The organism is Reinekea thalattae (assembly GCF_008041945.1).
Classification (GTDB): Bacteria; Pseudomonadota; Gammaproteobacteria; order Pseudomonadales; family Natronospirillaceae; genus Reinekea; species Reinekea thalattae.
Window position 1 is genome coordinate 2160719 of the sequence record NZ_VKAD01000001.1, and the last position, 21055, is coordinate 2181773.

A 21055-nucleotide genomic window follows, 5' to 3' on the forward strand; every position below is an offset into this window, starting at 1 on the left:
ACTGGGTGTTTAATACCTATAAACCACTGCAAATATAAAGGGAACCGCCAGCAGTTGCCTGCTTTTTTTGTCTTACCTCTAATGAGATAGTCCTAACGAGATAGCCCTAATGAAATCGTTCTAACGAGTTGCATTACCTAAAGCTTAAGTTAGCTCGGTTACATTAGGGTTGATAGCAGTCGGCCTAAGCTTAGGCGCTTGTTGGGAAAATAGCACGTGCAATGACAGGCCATTGAGTGGCCCAGTTATCGGTTGGCTTGCGTTTAAATTCGCTGCGCACAAATTGGTTAATGTGGCCTTCGGCAAATACCAGCATCATATTAGCAGCTTGCGCCATTGGCAGGACGGGACGAATACCGTCGCGAATCTCGCCATCGCGCATAATCTGCTTCAACTGGGTCTCTAGGCGATCAAAAATCTGTACCACTCGTGAGCGTAATCGCTCGACATCGCCTGCCAACGCATCGCCGATAAGTATGCGGCACATGCCTGGGTTGCGTTCAGCAAAGGCCAACAACAACATGAGCACGGCTTCGCATTGAGCCAGCGCTGAAGGCTCTTCCTGTAATATACGATGCACGCGGGTAAAGAGCGTTTCTTCGATAAAGATGATCAGGCCTTCAAACATTTTGGTTTTGCTTGGGAAATGGCGGTACAAGGCAGCTTCGGAAACGCCGACCTCTTTGGCAAGCTTTGCTGTCGTGATCGTTTGGCCCGGGTTCGATTCCAACATATGGGCTAATGATTGTAGGATTTGGTCTCGCCGAGAAAGAGAGTCGTTACTGCTCATAGGTACGCCTCTGTCTGATTGGTAATCAGGGTGCCGACACCGGTATCGGAGAAAATCTCTAATAGGGTTGAGTGTGGCACGCGGCCGTCGATGATATGGGCGCTGGTGACACCAGAATGCACAGCGTCTAGAGCGCATTGAATTTTCGGTAACATGCCGCCAAAAATGGTGCCGTCGGCAATAAGCTCATTAACCTGTTGAGTGCTAAGGCCAGTCAATACTTGGCCGTCTTTACCCTGTAAGCCGGCGATATTGGTTAATAAAATGAGTTTTTCTGCGCCTAGCACTTCGGCCATTTTACCAGCGACCAAGTCGGCATTAATGTTATAGCTGGCACCGTCTTCGCCAACGCCGATAGGGGCGATGACAGGAATGTACTCACCGTCAGACATACGTTCGATAAAATCTTTATTGATCGACTCAACTTCACCAACGTGACCGATATCGATAATTTCGGATTTTTGCAGCCCAGGGTTATCGACAGAAACTTTCAGTTTTGTTGCCTGAATGCAGTGTGCATCTTTACCGGTTAAGCCAAAGGCTTTTCCGCCAGCCTGATTGATCAGTGAAACGATGTCTTTATTGACCAGCCCGCCCAGCACCATTTCGACAACATCCATGGTCTCGCTGGTGGTGACGCGCATGCCGTTAATGAAATTACTTTCTATGTTCAGCTTTTCCAGTAACGAGCCGATTTGAGGGCCGCCGCCATGCACCACGACAGGGTTAATGCCGACCGTTTTTAGCAATACGATGTCGCGTGCAAAGCTGGCTTTAAGCTGTTCATCGACCATGGCGTTACCGCCGTATTTAATGACGATGGTTTTACCCTGAAACTTTTGCAAATAGGGCAGCGCTTCGTGCAGAACTTTAACAAAATCGTGAGCGGTACTAGTATCTAACGGCATATAGATTCCAATGGTGAAAAGCGACCTAACGAATGAATGAATGAGATTCATGATCGCAAAGTGAGTACTTACTTAATAGCCTGAATTAAAAAATAAATTAGCCGTGGCTGTCAATGTTTAACCAGCTGACAAAGCCACCTAACCAATACTGCTTATTCTTTACCGGTGCTACCAAAGCCACCCGTGCCACGTTCACTCTGCTGAAATTGATCTACAAGATCAAAGCTGGCTTGCACCACAGGCAGCAATACCAATTGAGCAATGCGATCAGCGTTGTTGATCGTGACGGCTTCATTGCCGCGATTCCAGCAAGAAATCATCAGTTCACCTTGGTAATCGGAGTCGATTAGTCCGACTAAGTTACCCAGTACTAAGCCTTTTTTATGGCCAAGGCCAGAGCGCGGTAAAATAGTTGCTGCTAACGATGGATCGCCAATATAAATGGCTAAGCCGGTCTTCACCAATTCAGTTTGGCCCGGTTGAAGAATCAACGGTTCATCAAGTAGTGCGCGCAGGTCCATACCCGCAGAGCCTTCGGTGCCATAAGAGGGTAGCGGGAAGTCTTCAGTACCGACTCTTGGGTCGAGGATTTTCAGTTGTAGCTTATGAGTCATTCAATCTGCCTTTTGATCAGTGCCAGTTGTTTAGTAAGTCAGGCTGTTAGTGAATCAGGGTGTTAGTGAATTAGAGTGTTGATGTGATCGAGAATAAAATGGCTGACGTCATGCTTTGTTGCTGGGCCAAAAGGCTCCGAGCCAGACTGAGTCACCCAAATAATCTCATTGTTGTCAGCGCCAAAGCCGATGTCTTGGCGTGAAACATCGTTGGCGACCACGGCATCAAGATTCTTTCGTTTCAATTTTTGCTGTGCGTATTGCTCGGCCTGCTGGGTTTCGGCGGCGAAACCAATAACGGTTTTTGGTCGATCAGAGTGCTTGGCGACCGTTGCTAAGATATCGGGGTTTTCTATGAGTGTCAGGCTTAGCTCACTGCCGCTGCCATCCTTTTTGATTTTTTGCTCGGCCGCTTCTGCGGGGCGATAGTCGGCAACAGCTGCGGTTGCAATGAAGATATCGCATGACGATATGCAGTCTAAGCTGGTTTTCAATAGTTGCTCAGCGCTGCGAATATCGAGTCGTTGCACGCCAGCAGGTGTTGGCAGGTTCACGGGCCCTGCGATTAACGTCACCTGAGCGCCGCGTTCAGCCGCAGCCGCAGCAAGGCTGAAGCCCATTTTTCCGCTGCTGTGATTAGATAAATAACGCACCGGGTCGATCGCTTCCTGCGTCGGCCCTGCGGTGATCACAATGTGCTTGTTGGCTAAGTCTGCCTGTTTAAACACAGCCTGAGCCTGATTGAAGATTTCTACTGGTTCTAGCATGCGACCGAAGCCCATATCGCCACAGGCTTGTTCGCCTTGAGCGGGGCCAAATTGGTGCAAGTGAGTCAGTGTTTGGTGCAACTCATTGAGGTTGCGCTGAGTCAGAGGGTGGTGCCACATAAATTCATTCATGGCAGGAGCGATGGCTAATTTAGCTTGGCTGGCTAAGCATAGCGTTGTTAAAAGATCGTTAGCCATGCCTGCATTCAAACGAGCGATAAAGTCAGCCGTTGCTGGCGCGACAATAATCAGATCTGCCCATTTAGCCAATTCGATATGACCCATGCCCAATTCTGCTGATTCATCAAATAGGCTGGTACTGACAGCATTACCCGACAAGGCTTGAAGTGTTAGTGGAGTAATGAATTCTTGCGCCGATTCAGTCATAACGACGCGGACTTCAGCACCGGCTTTGATAAAAAGCCGAACCAGCTCAGCAGATTTGTAGGCGGCAATACCGCCGGTAATGCCGACGATCACTTTTTTATTTCGGAAACAGGCTGTGCTCATACAGTATATCCATTGCTTGCTAATAGGCGGAGACTGGTTTCGACCTTATAACTGTTGTTGAGTTTCAATATAACGGCCGTTGAGTTTCAACGCGCTGCTAAGTATGGTGTTAGAGACTCTAAGTATGGTGTTAGAGACTGTCGCGCGCTAGAGCAGGCAGGGTAACACAACTCAAATTCGGTTGGTAAAGGCAGTCACGGCTGTTTTGCGCTAACTCATCAGCATTTAAACAAAGGATTGTTTATGTCGATTAAGCAATGGCCTGAGAGCCAAAGACCCAGAGAAAAACTGTTAAATCAGGGCGCAGAGGCGCTTTCGGATGCCGAACTGTTGGCGATTTTTTTACGAACCGGCATTCCCGGCTTAGATGCTGTGTCCTTATCGCAGAAAATCCTCAATAGGTTTGGCTCGATTGCTAGCCTGTTTCAGGTCGATTTAGCGGAATTTTGCCAAGGGCCAGGTCTTGGTCCGGCAAAGTTTGTGCAGTTGCAGGCCGTATTGGAGATGAGTCGGCGTTATTTGCGTACCGAGCTGCAATCGCGAAAAGCGTTAACATCGCCAACCGACACTCGAAATTTTCTATTGGCTCAAATGCAGGCTTTACCGCGTGAACAGTTCAGTTGTATCTGGTTAGACAGTCAACACCGCGTTTTGCGCTTCGAAACGCTGTTTTACGGCACAATCGACAGTGCCGCTGTGTATCCACGCGAAGTAGTTAAGGCGGCTCTGGCCTGTAATGCCGCAGCGGTCATATTGGCGCATAATCATCCCAGCGGAGTGGCGGAGCCAAGTTCGGCCGATCAGCTCATTACCGAGCGGATTCGAAGCGCCTTGGACTTGGTCGATGTGCGTTTATTGGATCATATGGTGGTCGGTCAGGGCGTGGTCATCAGCTTTGCCGAAAGAGGGCTGATTTGAACAAAAAAACAGCACCAATACTTGAGCTTGCCTTTAGATTCTGGTATAAATCGCGCCTCTTTGAATCAGGGCCCCAGGTCCCCAAGATTTTAGATAGAATTGTTTAAGCCTTTAAACCTTAAATGCTTAAACAGCGAGCGCTGTTTTTATCGAGCTCCGAGCAACGCAATAGCATTGCTTAGAACGAGAGGATGCCAGTTAGGCATGGGCTTAAAAGGCCATAAAACGGCATCCGTAATCTAAAACATGAAAATCCTGCGGTCGAATTAACTTATTAAGCTCAAGTGCGGTGTCACCGACCATTGGAGGCGACAAAGAATGTCTAAAGTTTGCCAAGTTACAGGTAAGCGTCCTGTAACAGGGAATAATGTTTCCCACTCACAGATCAAAACTAAGCGTCGGTTCTTACCGAATCTTCACACTCACCGTTTTTGGGTTGAGAGTGAAAAGCGCTTCGTTAAATTGCGTATCTCTACTAAAGGTATGCGTATTATCGATAAAAAGGGTATTGAGTCTGTACTAGCAGATCTACGTGCCCGTGGTGAAAAAGTTTAAGGAGTCTAAACGATGCCACGTGATAAGATTCGTCTAGTAAGTTCTGCAGGTACTGGTTATTTCTATACCACTGATAAGAACAAGCGTAATACGCCGGATAAACTAGAATTTAAAAAATACGATCCTAAAGTACGTAAACACGTTATCTTTAAGGAAGCTAAAATCAAGTAATTGAATTTTAGTACTCAAAAAAGCTCGGTTCGCCGAGTTTTTTTTTGTCTAGAATAAAAATACACTTGTCTGCTTGATCGTTATTTAAGCCCCACTTAAATCTGTCGTGCTGTTGATGCTTGTAGTATAAAGACGGCCATTAGATTCTTTTTGTATGCACAGGCTTTGATGTTGATGCTGTTTGCTACTCTACGAACCATAATTTTTTATATGCTGAGCGTGAGCTTTACCATGCTTTGGTGTGCTGTATTTGGCGTGATCGGCTATTTAGTGCCTCTGCCTCGACGTTATTACGTCGTTATTGGTGGTTGGGCTAAGGTAATCCATGCGCTGAGTCGGCTGTTTCTAGGAATACAGGTTCGCGTTCACGGCCGTGAAAATATCCCTAAAGAGCCCAGTATCATTGTCTCTAACCATCAATCTGCATGGGAAACCTTTTTCTTACAGCACTTGTTTCAACCGCAGTCACAGGTTGCAAAATCCAGTTTGCTGAAGATTCCGTTTTTTGGTTGGGCTTATGCCACCTGTAAGCCGATTGCTATCGATCGCAGCAAGCGCCGAGAAGCGATGCAGCAAATCATTGAGCAGGGTCGTGAGCGCATTGCTCAGGGCTTTTCGATATTGATTTTTCCTGAGGGAACACGAAGCTTGCCGAATGCACCGTTGCCGTTTAAAAAGGGCGGCGCTGTCTTGGCGTTGGCAACAGGAACTCATATTGTGCCGGTAACGCACAATTCAGGCTCTTTTTGGCACAACGATCGGTTTGTTAAAACGCCTGGTACGGTTGACGTCTTTATTCATCCGGTTGTGAAAGTGGAAGGTCAGCCAGCTGAACAGATCATGGCTGAAGTCGAAGCTATTGTGTTGTCTAAGCTAAAATAATCGCTTAAGTTAAAAAAAGCTGCCCAGCACTTAGGCTGGGCAGGTTCTATCTAACTCAAGTCATATCTACTAATTTAGGTCGTATCAAATCAATGAAGCAACGCAGCTGTTAGCTTTCTTTAGCAGCATCAATTGCGCGTTGAATGTCTTCTTGAGGGTAAGCGCCCTTGAGTATTTGGCCACCGACAACAAAAGCAGGCGTGCCGGTAATACCAAGCTGTTGGGCTAGGTATTTGGTTTCCTGTAGGTGTTTGGCGATATCGCCGTTAGAAAGTTCTTTCTCTACCTTAGCTCGATCCAAACCTACGCGCTCAACAACGGCCCAAGCATCATTTTCTGTGCGTACACTGCGGCTTTCAAGTAAGGCGCGATGAAACGCTTGGTATTTATCTGGGTAGGCTAGGTTTACTGCCAATGCGATATTTGACGCTTTAGCAGAGCCTTCCGATAAGATCGGCCATTCCTTGTAAACGACTTTTAAATCAGGATTATCCGCAATCAACTGCTGTAGCGTGCCATTGGCTCGCTTGCAATAACCGCAGTTGTAATCGAAAAACTCAACAATGGTTACACTGCCGTTTGGGTTTCCGCCAACAGGATCTATTGGGTTGTTCGTGAGCTGTGCCGTCATCTGCTTGAGTGATAGCGCCTCTTGTCGAGCTTGCTCTTCTTTTGCCTGGTTTTGTAGCTTGTAGATGGCTTCAGCGACAACTTCTGGGTTGTCGATAATGTATTGATGCACAATCTGCTCAATATCACTCTTTTCAAATTCTTCAGCTACTAGGGCTGTACTCGTGCTAGCCATAATGAGTGTGGCGAGGCTGATAGGTCGGAACAACTTAACTGCTTTCATGAGATCTCCGGTGTTAGGCTCTGCGCTTAGAGGGCTTGATCATACATAAGTTCCTGCGATTAAAAATATCATCAGGCGGTATCCGTTGCTTAGAAGCTGTAAATTTGTAATTTTGTAACAAAAATGGCCAAAAGGTGGATTAGTTGAGCATCTGCTGAATTCGGGCTTTCAGCATCTCAATGACGACTCGATTTTTACCGCCGCGAGGCACAATGATGTCAGCGTATTGTTTCGAGGGTTGTACAAACTCCAAAAACATCGGTCGTACTGTCCGCTTGTATTGTTCCAGCACTGAATCCATGGTGCGGCCGCGCTCTTCTATATCGCGTTTAAGTCGTCTAAGTAGGCAAATATCTAAGTCAGTATCGATAAAGACTTTGGCATCTAGGCGTTGGCGGATTCGCTTGTCGTGCAGTAATAGGATGCCTTCGACGATGACGACTCGGCTAGGTTGCAAGTCGACGGTTTCTTTAGAGCGATTATGTTGCGTGTAGTCGTAGACCGGAACAGAGATCTCTTGCTTGTTCTCGAGAGCTTGTAGGTGCTCGATTAACAGGTCGTGATCAAAGGCGTTTGGATGGTCGTAGTTGATCTGCTCGCGCTCTTCGAAGCTGATGTCGCTGCGCTCTTTGTAATAGCTGTCCTCTTTGATGATCGATACAGCCTCTTCGCCTAATTCGTACTGCAGTTCGTAATGGATCGTTTTAGACAGTAGGCTTTTGCCAGATGCTGATGCACCCGCAATGCCGATAAAAAGAGGCTTTGTTTTCATAAAGGTACCAAGTAAAAATAAATTGAACGGTTTTCGACTGCGCACGAGCGAACGGGTTAATTTGTACCATAAAAATGGCACGACCATTGGTGGCGGGCTATTCTATTGTTTTTGGTGGGAATTGTCGCGACGAACTTCGCTGATATTGATCAATCATAGTGTAATAAAATTACATATTGGCTGTTAATTACTGGTTGTGAAGATACAATAGAGGCTTAAATTTAATCCCACCTGAAAACAATCTTTTAAAGGATCTCACATGTCTGTAATTAAGATGACTGATCTGGACTTGGCCGGTAAGCGTGTGTTTATCCGCGCCGACCTTAATGTTCCAGTTAAAGATGGCAAAGTAACATCGGATGCGCGAATTCTCGCTTCTTTACCTACAATTCAACATTGCCTAGAAGCTGGCGCAAAAGTGATGGTTACCTCACACCTTGGTCGTCCTACCGAAGGTGAATACGCCGAAGAGTTTTCTTTGCAGCCCGTTGTTAACTACCTTAACGACGCCTTAGATTGTGATGTTAAATTAGCAAAAGATTACTTAGACGGCATCGAACTGAACGCTGGTGAGTTGGTCGTACTAGAAAACGTTCGCTTCAATAAAGGCGAAAAGAAGAACGATGACGAGCTGTCTAAAAAATACGCAGCATTGTGCGATATTTTTGTCATGGACGCCTTTGGTACTGCGCACCGCGCTCAGGCATCAACTCATGGTGTTGGTATGTTTGCCGATGTTGCTTGTGCTGGCCCGCTATTGGCGAATGAGCTTGAAGCACTTGCTAAAGCAATGGATAAGCCGGCTCGACCAATGGTCGCGATTGTCGGTGGTTCTAAGGTTTCAACCAAACTGACGGTATTGGAATCACTATCGAAAGTAGCTGATCAGCTTGTTGTTGGTGGTGGTATTGCGAATACCTTTATTGCAGCAGCAGGTCATAACGTTGGTAAATCTCTGTATGAAGCCGATTTAGTCGGTACTGCGAAAAAGCTAATGGATGAGTGCGCGATTCCAGTTGCAACCGATGTTGCTTGTGCCAAAGCGTTTGATGAAAACGCAGCAGCAGAAATCAAAAAGGTCGAAGATGTTTCTGATGACGACATGATTTTTGACTTAGGCCCTGACTCAATCGCTGTTCTAGCCGATATTTTGAAAGACGCCAAGACCATTTTGTGGAACGGCCCAGTCGGCGTATTCGAATTTAAGAACTTTGAAGCCGGTACAGCAGGTATCTCTAAAGCGATCGCTGAATCAGAAGGTTTCTCAGTTGCTGGTGGTGGCGACACTCTAGCGGCTATTGATAAATTTGGCATTAAGGCTGATGTTTCTTACATCTCAACAGGTGGTGGTGCTTTCCTTGAATTTGTTGAAGGAAAAGTCTTACCAGCGGTTGCAATGTTGGAAGAGCGCGCCAAGTAATAGTAGAGGCCCTTTCGGAGAGTGAGGGCATTTATTCGCACGGCCAATGATTGGACTAACTGCTATTTAGATAAGTCGATACTTAAATGAATCGGTACTTAGATAAATCAGTAAGTAGCCTAAGCGCTGGCCGTTTCTCCTTACAAATAAAATAAAAGGTTGATCCCATGACAAAAGTTCTAGATGTCGTAAAACCCGGTGTAGTTTCTGGAGACGATCTGCAAAAACTGCTTGAAGTCTGTAAATCTGAAGGCTTTGCCTTGCCCGCGGTAAACGTTGTTAATACCGATACAATTAATGCGGTTATGGAAGCAGCGGCTAAGGTTAATTCACCTGTTTTTATTCAGTTTTCTAATGGCGGTGCAGCGTTTCTTGCCGGTAAAGGTTTGAAGGGTGAAGGCCAAGAAAATCAAATTCGCGGCGCGGTTGCTGGTGCGAAATACGTGCATGCTATGGCCGAAGCCTACGGCATTCCGGTTATTCTGCACACAGACCACGCGGCCAAAAAATTACTGCCTTGGATTGATGGCTTGCTTGACGCTGGTGAAGAGCACTTTGCTCAAACCGGTAAGCCTCTGTTCTCATCACATATGCTTGATCTATCCGAAGAGCCGTTAGAAGAGAATTTAGAGATCTGTGCAGAGTACTTAAAGCGCATGGATAAGCTGGGCATGACCATTGAAATTGAATTGGGCATTACTGGTGGTGAAGAAGACGGTGTCGACAACAGCGATGTTGATCAGGCTGACCTATACACCAAGCCTGAAGAAGTGGCGCGTGCTTATGAAGTTTTGAGTGCTATTTCTCCTCGTTTCACCATTGCTGCTTCATTCGGTAATGTTCACGGTGTTTATAAGCCGGGTAACGTTAAGTTGAAGCCAGCTATTCTGGACGCGTCGCAAAAATACTGTTCTGATAAATTTGGTTTACCAGAAAAAGGCTTAACCTTTGTGTTCCACGGTGGTTCAGGCTCAAGTGCTGACGAAATTGCTGAAGCGATCAGCTACGGTGTTGTAAAAATGAACATCGACACTGATACTCAGTGGGCAAATTGGAATGGTGTGTTGGATTATTACCAAGCGAATGAGGCCTATTTGCAAGGCCAGATTGGTAATCCAACCGGTGAAGATGCGCCAAACAAAAAGTATTACGACCCTCGTGCATGGTTGCGCAAAGCGCAAGAAAGCATGGTTACTCGATTAGAGCAGGCGTTTAGTGAGCTGAACGCTATAGATCGTAACTAATTGAACAGCCTTGTTCATTTAAAGCCGAGCAATGCTCGGCTTTTTTGTGCCTGATAACTTTTGCTTAATAGAGGGCTTTAGCCACTAAAGTTTCATGTTCCAGTGGGATGGTTTAATCGAGGTGAAAGTGCGTTGAGTTTCATGCTCGAAAATGGCTCAATAATAGTGCTCGATATAAGTGCATTGCACGTAATGAGTGCAATACTTAGACGTAAAAGCAGAGAAAATTGCACTAAGCTATTATTTTCCTTGGGTTTTTTTAGTTGGCATGTACTTCGCTTAAAAAGAAATATCGTTGTATTACAGGGCGTATTTGCGCTTTTTGAATGCATTGCCAATCATTTAGATGAAGTTGATTGGACGTTTTATATACCATAAACAGAATTGAGTCAGAAAACAGCGCCTGTTGGTGGTTAAACCAGACCTGTTTGTCTTCCTCAATTCACCTCGAGCTACCGTGGAGCCATCAATATGAAATTAGTTTCCGCAATAATTAAGCCCTTCAAATTGGATGATGTTCGTGAAGCATTATCTGAAATTGGAGTTCAGGGCATAACAGTTACAGAAGTAAAGGGTTTCGGCCGTCAAAAAGGTCATACTGAGTTATATCGTGGTGCCGAATACGTTGTTGATTTCTTGCCGAAAGTAAAAGTTGAAGTTGCTATCAGTGACGATGTGGTTGATCAAACCATCGAAGCGATTTCTAAAGCAGCTAACACAGGTAAAATTGGCGATGGCAAAATTTTTGTTGCGCCATTAGAGCAAACAGTTCGAATTCGTACCGGTGAAACCGGCGACGAAGCGATCTAATTTAAGATTCCTAATCGGAGATTAAAATGAACGAAGTATTTGAATTACAGTATGCGTTAGACACGTTTTACTTCTTAGTATGTGGCGCTTTAGTTATGTGGATGGCGGCTGGCTTCTCTATGTTAGAAGCAGGTCTTGTGCGTTCTAAAAACACCACTGAAATCCTAACTAAAAACATTGCACTGTTTGCAATCGCTTGTTTTATGTATTTGGTTTGCGGTTATGCAATCATGTATGGAATGGCTGGAGAAGACGGGCTGCATGCCGCGGTACCATTTTTAGCTGGCATTACTGGTGACGGTGTTTCAGACGGCGACAGTTACGCTCCGTCTGCTGATTTCTTCTTCCAGGTAGTATTCGTTGCGACTGCAATGTCTATCGTATCTGGTGCCGTTGCTGAGCGCATGAAGCTTTGGGCATTTTTAGCTTTTGCTGTTGTTATGACAGGTTTCATCTACCCAATGGAAGGTCGTTGGACTTGGGGCGGTAACCCAGTCTTCGGTCTATATGAGCTAACCATGGTTGACTTTGCAGGTTCTGGTATTGTTCACCTTGCTGGTGCTGCTGCAGCGCTTGCTGGTGTTATTTTACTTGGCGCTCGTAAAGGCAAGTACGGTAAAAACGGTGAAGTAAATGCTATTCCTGGTGCGAACTTACCGATGGCTACTTTAGGTACGTTCATCCTTTGGATGGGGTGGTTCGGCTTTAATGGTGGCTCTGTGCTTCAGACTTCTACTGTTGATACAGCTAATGCCGTTGCCGTTGTATTCCTAAATACTAACGCTGCTGCCGCTGGTGGTGCGATCTCTGCGATGATCCTAGCGCGCATTCTATTCAAGAAAGCTGACCTTACTATGATTTTGAATGGTGCTTTGGCTGGCCTAGTTGTTATTACTGCTGGCCCAGATACACCAACTCCTCTACAAGCAACTATTTGGGGTGCTTTAGGCGGTATCTTGGTTGTGTTCAGCATCCTAGCGCTTGATAAATTCAAGATCGATGACCCAGTGGGTGCGATCTCTGTGCACGGTACTTGCGGTATTTTAGGTCTTCTATTAGTTCCTGTAACTAATGGTGATGCGACCTTCGTTGGTCAAATCGTTGGTGCGGTTACTATCTTCGTATGGGTATTCGTTGCTTCTCTAATCGTTTGGGGCATCATCAAAGCGGTTATGGGTGTTCGAGTCTCTGAAGAAGAAGAGTACGAAGGTGTTGATTTGGCAGAATGTGGTATGGAAGCATACCCTGAGTTCAACAAGGCTTCTTAATCGCCCTGTAAACTCGCTAATCAAAACACTTTAAAGAGCGCTTCGGCGCTCTTTTTGTTTTTATTGGAATCTACAAAATAACCGTTAAACTGTAAGACCTATTGTTCTGTCGTGTCGCTTAGAGGCCCTAATGAGATTTTTTTGTATTCTGTTTTTGTTATTAACAGCTGGTTGTGCCAGTTTTTCGGTAAATGACCTCTATAAAGAGCCGACCTTTAATTATCAGACCACTCAGCTACAGCAGCTTTCGTTTTCTGAACTGTATGCCAAAACGCAATTAACCATTACCAACCACAATGCCTATAGTTTGCCAATTCAATCCGTTACGGCGCAGCTTATGGTTGCAGGTGAACCAATTATTGCACTGGACAGTCCAATACCAACCTTAGCTCCTTCTTCGACAACCAGTGTTGAATTGAATTGGTCATTGGCTTACAGCGCATTAAGTGATGCTGCTCAGATTTACCTATCAGAAAATGAATTGCCGCTAACACTTGCGTTGACTCCTACGTTTGAAGTGCCAGTCTTAGGTGCTCGTTCGGTTAATTGGCAGCGAGAGTTTTTGGTACCTATTGCTAAAGCGCCTAAAGTGCGAGTAACCGATTGGAAAGTCAGTAACATCAGTCTGTCAGCATTAACCTTATCTTTTGATTTGGCGATAGATAATCCGAATGTGTTTTCTTTTGTAACCGAAGATTGGCAATTGGCGCTGAATACAGAAAATAAAAATATTGCTTCTTTCGATCTCAATGATGGCAGTATCGCCGCTGAATCGGCCACGCAAAAGCAGGTCGAGTTAACCCTCGGCTTATTTGATTTAGGGATCGCGGCACTAAATGGACTCAAGCAGGGGAGCTGGCCTGATAGTCTTGAGTTAGATGTCTCCGGCGATTGGCGATCTGATGACTTGGATGTACCGCTGCCATTGATTACATCTAATAGCCTGAAGGCGCTGTTTTAATCTTAGTGAGTTACAATAATATTATCGTTTTATGATAACCGTTAGCCTTGAGATTCAGGTGTTTCGGTGTGTTAAATATGCTTCAATGCATTGTTGTTTTTAAAAGGGTTTGATGATGTCTAAATCGATCGCTGATCAATTATTGGGACTCGGCTTAGCGGATAAAAAGCAGATTCAGAAAGATAAGGCCGAAAAACGTAAGGCCGATAAGCAGTCGCGTAAACATAAAGATGCAAATGACGATGAAGCAAAATTAGCTGTCGAAGCGGCGCGTAAAAAGAAATTAGAGCATGACCGACAGTTAAATCTAGCACGCCAAGCGCAAGCAGATAAGAAAGCGGTTCTGGCACAAGTTAAGCAAATGGTTGAGTCCGCTAAGATTCATTCGGATGACGGTGACATCAAATATAACTTTGCTGATCGGCTGGATAATAAGATTAAATCTATTTACGTCACTGACGCCGTTCAGCAAGACTTATCTCGAGGTCGACTTGCCATTGCTGTTAGCGATGGTCGTTACTATGTGATCACAAAAGAAGTCGCAGATAAGATTGCAGAGCGCAGCGAAAACAGCATTGTATTTATTGCGGATGCCAATAACGATGCACCAGACGAAGACGACCCTTACAAAGACTTTGTTATTCCCGATGATTTAATGTGGTAGGCCAATGACTGATAAAAAAGGATTTACGAGCTGTATTGTGCATCATGACCGTCGGCAAAAATTTTCCAACGGCCCAGTACATGCGCCAATTTATAATAGCGTGCTTTACAACCATGATAAGACTCAAGATCTGATTGATATCTTTCAAGGAACTAAGGCGGGCTATAGCTATTCTAGGCAGGCGACACCGACCTCCGATTCACTACAAAATTTAGTCAATGAAGCAGAGCAAGGCATTGGCTCATTAGTTTTTGCAACCGGCATGGCGGCCATTAGCTCGGTATTTTTAACCTTATTAAAAGCGGGTGATCACCTGATTGCCAGCCAATATTTGTTTGGTAATACCCATAGTTTATTGTTGACCTTGCAAGAGCTCGGTATCGAAGTCTCTTTAGTCGATACTTGTGATCTCGAATCGGTAATGGCAGCGAAGCAAGCCAATACTCGTATGGTGTTTACCGAAACCATTGCTAATCCGGGTACTCAAATTGCGGATTTATCCGCTATCGGTGACTGGTGTGCTGAGCTTGGCTTGGTTTATTTTGTTGATAACACGATGACGTCGCCTTATCTGTTTCGTCCCAAAGCCGTGAAGGCGGCATTGGTCATGAATAGCCTGTCGAAATTCTTTTGTGGTCACGGTTCTGTTTTAGGTGGTTCAATTACCGATACTGGTCAATTTAACTGGCAAGATTATCCGAATATTTTTGATGCCTACCGCAAAGGTGATTCCAGTAAATGGGCGCTCATGCAAATTAAGAAAAAATATTTGCGTGATATGGGCGGAAGCTTAAGTGCAGATGCTGCTTATCAAATCGCAGTAGGTGCAGAAACCATGGCTTTGCGCATGGACCGTTCTAACGCCTCTGCCTTAGCACTAGCCCAGATGTTAGATGCGCATCCGAAAGTTAAAAAAGTTTATTACCCAGGTCTAGCAACGCATCCTCAACATGACCTAGCGACTAAGCTATTTAAAAAATACGGTTCGTTACTGAGTTTTGATCTGATTGATGGCGCAGACTGCGCGGCCTTTTTAGACAGTATCGATATGGTATTAAACGCAACCCATTTGGGTGATAACCGAACCTTGGCGCTGCCTATGGCGAGTACGATATTTTTCGAGATGGGGCCGAAGAATCGGGCCAGTATCGGTATTGGTGATACTATGATTCGATGCTCGGTTGGCATTGAAGAGACCGATGATTTGTTATCGGAATTTTCAGCGGCATTAGAGCAATTATAAGACATTAGTTATTAACGTTAGGCGTGAAATATTATAAAAATTATACGCCAGATAAAAATTATAAACGCGGGAATAGTTGTGTCAGATGCTTGGTTAGTTGGAGCATCGGCACAGCCTTTACTGAGCGACATTCGATAAACGCAGATCCATCCAAAAACACTAGTGAATATCACTGCGAAGGAAGCACCTGATGGCTCGAGTTCTAATAATTGATGATCACCCATTGTTTCGCGATGCATTAAGATTATCGCTGATGCAAAAGCCTAAAGAGTTAGCATTGGGTGAAGAAAATGCGATTGATTTTTCAGAGTCATTCGAACAGGCGCGGCGTGTGCTCAACCATGATGCTGAAATTGAGCTAGTGTTGCTCGATCTACACCTACCTGGCATTGATGGTTTTTGGGGGCTGTTAGAGCTTCGCAAACAGTTTCCACATATTGCGGTGTTAATTATTTCAGGCAATGACGAACCCAGTGTTATCGCCAAATCTCGGGTTTGTGGTGCTGTTGGTTTTATTTCTAAATCGTTAGCCGCCGACAGTATTTTGCATGGCGTGCGCGATGTGTTGCAGGGCATGGAATTTTGGCCAGAAAATATGGTCGAACCGGACGCTGACTTTATCGATGTACCGTTGCGAATTAACGATTTGACTGATCAACAGATGCGTGTGTTACGCCATCTGCAAGAAGGTCGTTTAAATAAACAAATCGCCTATGACCTCGATATATCTGAAGCGACGGTCAAGGCTCACGTCACGGCGATCTTTAGAAAACTAAAGGTACTTAACCGAACGCAGGCGGTTATTATGGCGAATCGTCTGGATGTTGATCCGCCAAGTACAATTTAATTAAAAAATAAAAAGGTAATTCAACAAGCACAAGAAGCTAACGCAATAAGCTTAAAACGTTGCGATTAGTGCCATTTTATTAGCGGCCATAAACCGAAGCGTTGATCATGGCGCGCAGTGCAATGGCTTTGATAGGTTTCGATAAATAGCCGATGTTTTGTTCTTCCGCCGCCTGCTTGATAGCGAGGTCTGGGTGCGCGGTGACAAGGATTGCCGGTACTTTTTTGCCTTGCCAATGTTGCTGCAACTCAGAATATAGCGCTAAGCCATTATTTTGTTTGTCTCGTTTGTCTTTGGTTAAATCGTAGTCGATGATCAGTAAGTCTGGTGCTTCGGATTGATCGAACGCTTGCTGTGCCGATAGTGCCGTACTCACTTGGCAACCCCAGCCGGTTAGCAGTGTTTTTAAAGCATCGATGTTCCTGGAGTCATCATCGACCACCAGTATGTTGAGCGCTAGTTGATGAGCCGTATGCACTACTTCCGCAGGCAATGGACTATTCGTTGCCGTACTCTCAGGTACGCTGATCTCAAACATGGAGCCTTTATTTACTTTAGATTTGACTTCAATCGGGTGATTTAAATGCTGACTAATTCGACTGACGACAGCAAGGCCGAGCCCGACGCCTTCAGCTTCATGATGATGTTGATCTAAACGCTGAAAGTCTTCAAAAATTTGTTTGATATCCTCTTCGGCAATCCCTAAGCCAGAATCCCAAACCTGGATAACGATGCCGCCCTGTCTTTTTCTTGCCACCAAAAGGACGCCGCCGTTACGAGTGTATTTGATTGCATTAGATACTAAATTTTGAATAACTCGGCGTAATGAGCGCGCTTCACTTTTAACAAAATAATTATTTGGCCGAACAATCAGCCGTAAGCCTTTATTTTTGGCTTGGGCACTGAATTCATCAGCAATGGAATTAAAAAGGCTATTTAATTCTACGTTTTCTTTCAAGGCGTCTTTGCTAATGCCGTCGAGCTTAGCAATTTCTAACAGTGTAGAAATAAGTTCTTCGGTTGAGCGTAAAGCACTTTCTAATTTTGTTAGTGTTGCATCTTCGCTGTAGTTTTCGTGTAACGCGGCACTATATAAACGAGCGGCATTGAGTGGTTGTAAGATGTCGTGGCTGGCCAATGCTAAAAATCGTGACTTACTTTTATTGGCCTGTTCGGCTTCATTTTTTGCTTCCAAGAGTAAGGTTTGTGCGCGCTCACGTTCTTTAATTTCTGCGCGTAAATCCTTATTCATCTGATCTATCTGAGCGGTACGCTCGGCCACTCGTTGCTCGAGATTTTGCTTTGATTGTTTTAACGCTTCTTGTGTTTGCACGTGTTCGGTTATATCGCTAAAGGTAATAACAAGGCCGCCGTCTGGAATTGGGTTGCCGCGCATGTCGAGCACCTGGCCATTTTTACGAACACGGATAAAGTTAAACGCAGAACCGGTACTGAGATACTTCAGCCGCTTATTAATTTCATCCTCAATATCGGCGCCGTGAAAGTCGCTGTTGATTAGGTGGTGACGAATGAGATCCTCCGCTGCAGTGCCGACTTTAAGTTTTTCGGTTGGATAGGGATACATTTCGAGGTAGGTTTTATTCCAGGCGGCCAATTTTAAATGGCGATCCATCACAGCAACGCCACTATCAATATTTTCTAGCGTGGAAGAGAGAACCTGCTGATTAAAATGAATGGCCTTACTGGTTGCATCGAAAAAACTCACAACCTCTTCAAGATACATATCTCGACCACTCAGTGTCGACTGCAACATCGCCCGAGCTGAATTAGCACCAACGATTCCTGCCAGTTTACGTTCAACAAAACGAATAAAATCGATGCTCGGTTCTGCGTTGTTCAGCACGTGAATGTTATGTGCTAATTCGTAGTCTGTTAGCCAATTCTTTACTTGCGCGTCACCCGAAAATCGAGCCAGTAAATTAACCAGTTCGTTGGTCTTAATGTTGGGTTTTTGATACCGAGTGTCGTGTGAATGGTGAGAAGGTAAAATAAAGGCCGCTGCCTGTAACCGACCTGTTAGAGTGGTTTTTGTAACACTGGATATTTGGAACAATAAAAAGCAATTGGCCAGCAGACTAAAAAATATGCAGTGAGTGAGAGGGTCTTCAAAGCGTGAACCAAACAGGTGTTCAGGACGCAGCCAGTTGATAGAAAACGGACCGTTTGTTAATAGCGTTTCTGCGAGCCAGCCATGACCAATAAGTATTGGTACCATCAGTGTCCAGAACCAAACTAAGCAGCCGCCAATCATGCCGGCGTAAGCGCCAAAAGCATTCGCCTTGCGCCAGTACAGTCCAAACAGCATTGCAGGTACGACCTGAAAAATCAGTGAAAAGGCAATCAAGCCATTCGTAGTGAGATCGCCGTCCTGATTAAATGAAAGGTTATAAAGCCAGGCGAGCAATACGATAAACAGGATGACGACTCTTCGAGTCATCAAGATTTTGGTACCAAAAAAGTGCTTATCGCGTGACAAGCGGCCTTTGAGCATCGTTGGCAAAAGAGCATCGTTGGTAATCATAGTGGACAGGGTAAAGGTGGCGAGTACTACCATGACGAGAGACGCAGAAAAAACACCGATGAACATCAGAACGGTGAGCCACATATGATCACCAATATGCGGAACAAACAGCATAAAGGCTTCGGCTGTCATGCCTAAGCCCTCATGGAATATCCGATTATGAGCCGCAGCAATGGGTAAAATTGTTAAGCCGACAACTAATAAGTAGAGTGGAAATAACCAGCGCGCAGACCTTAGATTGCGATGGCTGTTGCATTCAACAGCACTGACATGGAATTGTTTTGGGAAAACTAAAATAGCACCGGCAGACACGATTATTTGAGTTATAAAGCCGGAATCGATATCTTGGCGCGATAATATTTGGTAAGACACCAAGTCGTTGGTAAATTGACTGGGCTGTGCATAAAAAACAAAAACGATGTATATCGCTAAAATAATAAGTGCGCCAAGTTTAATAAGAGAGTTTAGCGAAACCGCTAGCATTAATCCGTGACGATAACGATGAGTCTCAATTTTTCGAGTCACCAGAATAATCGAAAATAGGGTGATTAGCGTAATAACTGCAAGATTCAGAAAATTAGAATCATTCAGGTGTTGGGCCGAAGACAGCAGTCGAATGGATTGAGTAACCACCGTCAGTTGCGAAGCGATATAGGGAATCACGGCGACGCTGCAAATTAAGGTTGTTAACAAGGCGATGCCGCGTTTTTTGCTGTATCGCGAAGATAAGAAGTCGGCAATCGATGTGGTATTTTGTTTCTTCGCAACGGTGACGATTTTTGACAGGATTGGATGGCCGAATAAAAACATCAGCGCAGGACCTAAATATAAGGGGATGAAGGCCAGTTCATCATTGGTTGACGCAGTAACTGTGCTGTAAAAGGTCCAGCCTGAGCAATAGACCGCAAGCGATAGCGAATAAATAAAGGGTCGTATCGGCTTGGTTAATTGCCTGCCAGTTCGGCTGTCGCCCCAAAGGCTGATTCCTATAAAGCAAAGGATATAAAGCACAACGGAAATCAATAATAGCCAAGGGCTCATAGGTAAAGACTCATGTTTTCAGGTAGAGTTGGTTTAACGGTTTACTATCGACTCTAGTACACTAACAAGCAAACCATAAAAGTAAAAACATTATGAAAAAGCAGATACTCAAAGCCTCATCGGAACCGACAAAAGTCGGTGTTCTATTGGTGAATTTAGGCACACCTGATCGTTTAACCGTGACCAGTGTTCGGCGTTATCTACGGGAGTTTTTATCCGACAGCCGGGTGATTAACCTACCTCGATGGTTATGGTTACCGATCTTAAACCTCATTGTCTTGGTGGTTCGGCCGCGAAAATCGCTAGAAGCCTATCGTAAAGTCTGGTTAGAAAAGCAAGATCAGTCGCCGCTGCTTTATTACACCCAACAATTGACTCAAAAGTTAGCGGATAAGCGAGCAGACATCGAACTGGCTTTTGCGATGCGTTATGGTCAGCCAGCCATTGCTCAGCAAATAGAACACTTGCAGCAAAAAGGCTGTAATCGATTGTTGATTGTACCGTTGTATCCACAATATTCCGCGACAACGAATGCCACCGTGGTCGATCACGTTGCCAAACATTTGAAGTCTTTGGTGTGGCAGCCAACGATTCGGATAGCAGATCCTTGGTTTGCGCAACCGAACTATATCAATGCACTGAAACGCCAAGTCGAGCAGGCCATTGCCGAGGGTTATCAGCCGGATAAAATCCTGTTGTCATTTCATGGTTTGCCGAATGCATCCATTGATCAGGGCGACCCATACTATTATCAATGTTTGGAAACCGGGCGGCTTTTAACACAAGCCTTGGGTAAAAATAGCAATGAAGTCTTAGTGACGTTCCAGAGTCGGTTTGGTCCGGCGCAGTGGTTGCAGCCCTATACCTCAGAAACGCTAGAGGCGTTGCCAGAACAGGGTGTTAAAAAACTATTGGTGTTAACGCCAGGCTTTGTTGCTGACTGTATTGAGACGTTGGAAGAAATCGCCATTGAGGGGGCAGAAGAGTTTATTGCTGCTGGTGGCGAGCATTGCCGAGTATTGCCCTGTTTAAATGATAGCGAATTAGGTATTGAAGTAATGGATGCGGTTATTAATGAAGGCATTGCCGGATGGCATAAGGCTTAGAGGGTGTTGAGAAAACTAATAAAAGTAAAATAAAAACAGCGCCCTTATTCTTGTTTTTAGATGGGCGCTTTAGATTTTAATGTCCACTCTGTTTTTGTTTTTATTGTTGAGTTTCATTTTTTATTAGTGAATCTAATATAGCAGGCAGTGTGCCAATATCGCTTTCCCC

Annotated in this window: 20 protein-coding genes; 13 read left to right on the forward strand and 7 right to left on the reverse strand. The window is 45.0% G+C overall.

The genetic code is table 11. The features are described 5' to 3' along the window. Positions 1 to 190: 190 nt before the first annotated feature. The 4 genes from slmA to coaBC form a co-directional block, all read right to left on the reverse strand. Positions 191 to 790 carry a nucleoid occlusion factor SlmA gene (gene slmA / locus FME95_RS09905; RefSeq protein ID WP_147714221.1) on the reverse strand — a complete coding sequence of 200 codons (600 nt, stop codon included), beginning with the start codon at positions 788 to 790 and terminating at the stop codon, positions 191 to 193. Beyond that, the gene (gene argB, locus FME95_RS09910) at positions 787 to 1698 is read right to left on the reverse strand and encodes an acetylglutamate kinase (protein WP_147714222.1); all 912 of its coding nucleotides are present in this window, start codon (positions 1696 to 1698) and stop codon (positions 787 to 789) included. Before argB ends, slmA begins: the two co-directional genes overlap by 4 nt. Positions 1699 to 1850: 152 nt before the next feature. After that, positions 1851 to 2312, reverse strand: coding sequence for a dUTP diphosphatase (dut, locus tag FME95_RS09915; protein ID WP_147714223.1), 462 nt, complete (start codon positions 2310 to 2312; stop codon positions 1851 to 1853). Positions 2313 to 2374: 62 nt separating this feature from the next. Next, positions 2375 to 3589: a bifunctional phosphopantothenoylcysteine decarboxylase/phosphopantothenate--cysteine ligase CoaBC gene (gene coaBC / locus FME95_RS09920; RefSeq protein WP_147714224.1), complete on the reverse strand. Its 1215-nt coding sequence runs from the start codon at positions 3587 to 3589 to the stop codon at positions 2375 to 2377. 243 nt (positions 3590 to 3832) lie between these two features. Between coaBC and radC the strand changes: the two genes are divergently transcribed. From radC to FME95_RS09940, 4 genes are all read left to right on the forward strand, one after another. Further along, on the forward strand, positions 3833 to 4507 hold the full coding sequence (radC, locus tag FME95_RS09925; RefSeq protein WP_147714225.1) for a RadC family protein: 675 nt from the start codon (positions 3833 to 3835) through the stop codon (positions 4505 to 4507). Positions 4508 to 4825: 318 nt separating this feature from the next. Further along, complete coding sequence (rpmB, locus tag FME95_RS09930) at positions 4826 to 5062, forward strand: 50S ribosomal protein L28 (protein ID WP_147714226.1); 237 nt, start codon at positions 4826 to 4828, stop codon at positions 5060 to 5062. A gap of 12 nt (positions 5063 to 5074) precedes the next feature. After that, positions 5075 to 5233: a 50S ribosomal protein L33 gene (gene rpmG / locus FME95_RS09935; protein ID WP_147714227.1), complete on the forward strand. Its 159-nt coding sequence runs from the start codon at positions 5075 to 5077 to the stop codon at positions 5231 to 5233. Between the two features lie 210 nt (positions 5234 to 5443). Further along, positions 5444 to 6115: a lysophospholipid acyltransferase family protein gene (locus FME95_RS09940; protein WP_187265495.1), complete on the forward strand. Its 672-nt coding sequence runs from the start codon at positions 5444 to 5446 to the stop codon at positions 6113 to 6115. 109 nt (positions 6116 to 6224) lie between these two features. Here the strand turns inward: FME95_RS09940 and FME95_RS09945 are convergent, their stop codons facing one another. Together FME95_RS09945 and udk are read right to left on the reverse strand one after the other, a co-directional pair. Further along, positions 6225 to 6968, reverse strand: coding sequence for a DsbA family protein (locus tag FME95_RS09945; protein WP_147714229.1), 744 nt, complete (start codon positions 6966 to 6968; stop codon positions 6225 to 6227). A gap of 139 nt (positions 6969 to 7107) precedes the next feature. Further along, a complete protein-coding gene (gene udk, locus FME95_RS09950; protein ID WP_147714230.1) occupies positions 7108 to 7740 on the reverse strand; it encodes a uridine kinase in 633 nt (210 codons plus the stop codon). A 259-nt stretch (positions 7741 to 7999) separates the two neighbouring features. Here udk and FME95_RS09955 point away from each other — a divergent pair, with 259 nt between their 5' ends. From FME95_RS09955 to FME95_RS09990, 8 genes are all read left to right on the forward strand, one after another. Beyond that, complete coding sequence (locus FME95_RS09955; protein ID WP_147714231.1) at positions 8000 to 9160, forward strand: phosphoglycerate kinase; 1161 nt, start codon at positions 8000 to 8002, stop codon at positions 9158 to 9160. A 167-nt stretch (positions 9161 to 9327) separates the two neighbouring features. Continuing rightward, a complete protein-coding gene (gene fbaA / locus FME95_RS09960) occupies positions 9328 to 10404 on the forward strand; it encodes a class II fructose-bisphosphate aldolase (RefSeq protein WP_147714232.1) in 1077 nt (358 codons plus the stop codon). Positions 10405 to 10875: 471 nt separating this feature from the next. After that, positions 10876 to 11214: a P-II family nitrogen regulator gene (gene glnK, locus FME95_RS09965; RefSeq protein ID WP_147714233.1), complete on the forward strand. Its 339-nt coding sequence runs from the start codon at positions 10876 to 10878 to the stop codon at positions 11212 to 11214. A 26-nt stretch (positions 11215 to 11240) separates the two neighbouring features. Then, positions 11241 to 12482, forward strand: a complete 1242-nt coding sequence (locus tag FME95_RS09970) for an ammonium transporter (RefSeq protein WP_147714234.1) — start codon at positions 11241 to 11243, stop codon at positions 12480 to 12482. Positions 12483 to 12612: 130 nt separating this feature from the next. Then, a complete protein-coding gene (locus FME95_RS09975; RefSeq protein WP_147714235.1) occupies positions 12613 to 13443 on the forward strand; it encodes an LEA/WHy family protein in 831 nt (276 codons plus the stop codon). Positions 13444 to 13558: 115 nt separating this feature from the next. Beyond that, complete coding sequence (locus FME95_RS09980; RefSeq protein ID WP_187265496.1) at positions 13559 to 14107, forward strand: DUF2058 domain-containing protein; 549 nt, start codon at positions 13559 to 13561, stop codon at positions 14105 to 14107. Positions 14108 to 14111: 4 nt separating this feature from the next. After that, complete coding sequence (locus FME95_RS09985) at positions 14112 to 15350, forward strand: cystathionine gamma-synthase family protein (RefSeq protein WP_147714237.1); 1239 nt, start codon at positions 14112 to 14114, stop codon at positions 15348 to 15350. 190 nt (positions 15351 to 15540) lie between these two features. Continuing rightward, positions 15541 to 16197 (forward strand): response regulator transcription factor, encoded by a 657-nt coding sequence (locus tag FME95_RS09990; RefSeq protein WP_147714238.1) that lies wholly within the window; start codon positions 15541 to 15543, stop codon positions 16195 to 16197. Between the two features lie 79 nt (positions 16198 to 16276). Here FME95_RS09990 and FME95_RS09995 read toward each other — a convergent pair whose 3' ends face one another. Continuing rightward, entirely contained in the window at positions 16277 to 19780 is a 3504-nt protein-coding gene (locus FME95_RS09995; protein ID WP_147714239.1) for a PAS domain-containing hybrid sensor histidine kinase/response regulator, read from the reverse strand. A 92-nt stretch (positions 19781 to 19872) separates the two neighbouring features. Between FME95_RS09995 and hemH the strand changes: the two genes are divergently transcribed. Then, positions 19873 to 20886, forward strand: a complete 1014-nt coding sequence (hemH, locus tag FME95_RS10000) for a ferrochelatase (protein WP_147714240.1) — start codon at positions 19873 to 19875, stop codon at positions 20884 to 20886. The last annotated feature ends 169 nt before the right edge of the window (positions 20887 to 21055 follow it).

Excerpts from the sequence above, each read along its gene's own strand:
- rpmB (WP_147714226.1), top strand. The coding sequence starts at position 4,826 with ATGTCTAAAGTTTGCCAAGTTACAGGTAAGCGTCCTGTAACAGGGAAT.
- udk (WP_147714230.1), bottom strand. The coding sequence starts at position 7,740 with ATGAAAACAAAGCCTCTTTTTATCGGCATTGCGGGTGCATCAGCATCT.
- FME95_RS09940 (WP_187265495.1), top strand. The coding sequence starts at position 5,444 with ATGCTGAGCGTGAGCTTTACCATGCTTTGGTGTGCTGTATTTGGCGTG.
- hemH (WP_147714240.1), top strand. The coding sequence starts at position 19,873 with ATGAAAAAGCAGATACTCAAAGCCTCATCGGAACCGACAAAAGTCGGT.
- FME95_RS09995 (WP_147714239.1), bottom strand. The coding sequence starts at position 19,780 with ATGAGCCCTTGGCTATTATTGATTTCCGTTGTGCTTTATATCCTTTGC.
- FME95_RS09955 (WP_147714231.1), top strand. The coding sequence starts at position 8,000 with ATGTCTGTAATTAAGATGACTGATCTGGACTTGGCCGGTAAGCGTGTG.
- FME95_RS09945 (WP_147714229.1), bottom strand. The coding sequence starts at position 6,968 with ATGAAAGCAGTTAAGTTGTTCCGACCTATCAGCCTCGCCACACTCATT.
- fbaA (WP_147714232.1), top strand. The coding sequence starts at position 9,328 with ATGACAAAAGTTCTAGATGTCGTAAAACCCGGTGTAGTTTCTGGAGAC.
- FME95_RS09970 (WP_147714234.1), top strand. The coding sequence starts at position 11,241 with ATGAACGAAGTATTTGAATTACAGTATGCGTTAGACACGTTTTACTTC.
- FME95_RS09985 (WP_147714237.1), top strand. The coding sequence starts at position 14,112 with ATGACTGATAAAAAAGGATTTACGAGCTGTATTGTGCATCATGACCGT.
- FME95_RS09975 (WP_147714235.1), top strand. The coding sequence starts at position 12,613 with ATGAGATTTTTTTGTATTCTGTTTTTGTTATTAACAGCTGGTTGTGCC.
- FME95_RS09990 (WP_147714238.1), top strand. The coding sequence starts at position 15,541 with ATGGCTCGAGTTCTAATAATTGATGATCACCCATTGTTTCGCGATGCA.
- dut (WP_147714223.1), bottom strand. The coding sequence starts at position 2,312 with ATGACTCATAAGCTACAACTGAAAATCCTCGACCCAAGAGTCGGTACT.
- FME95_RS09980 (WP_187265496.1), top strand. The coding sequence starts at position 13,559 with ATGTCTAAATCGATCGCTGATCAATTATTGGGACTCGGCTTAGCGGAT.
- rpmG (WP_147714227.1), top strand. The coding sequence starts at position 5,075 with ATGCCACGTGATAAGATTCGTCTAGTAAGTTCTGCAGGTACTGGTTAT.
- coaBC (WP_147714224.1), bottom strand. The coding sequence starts at position 3,589 with ATGAGCACAGCCTGTTTCCGAAATAAAAAAGTGATCGTCGGCATTACC.
- slmA (WP_147714221.1), bottom strand. The coding sequence starts at position 790 with ATGAGCAGTAACGACTCTCTTTCTCGGCGAGACCAAATCCTACAATCA.
- argB (WP_147714222.1), bottom strand. The coding sequence starts at position 1,698 with ATGCCGTTAGATACTAGTACCGCTCACGATTTTGTTAAAGTTCTGCAC.
- radC (WP_147714225.1), top strand. The coding sequence starts at position 3,833 with ATGTCGATTAAGCAATGGCCTGAGAGCCAAAGACCCAGAGAAAAACTG.
- glnK (WP_147714233.1), top strand. The coding sequence starts at position 10,876 with ATGAAATTAGTTTCCGCAATAATTAAGCCCTTCAAATTGGATGATGTT.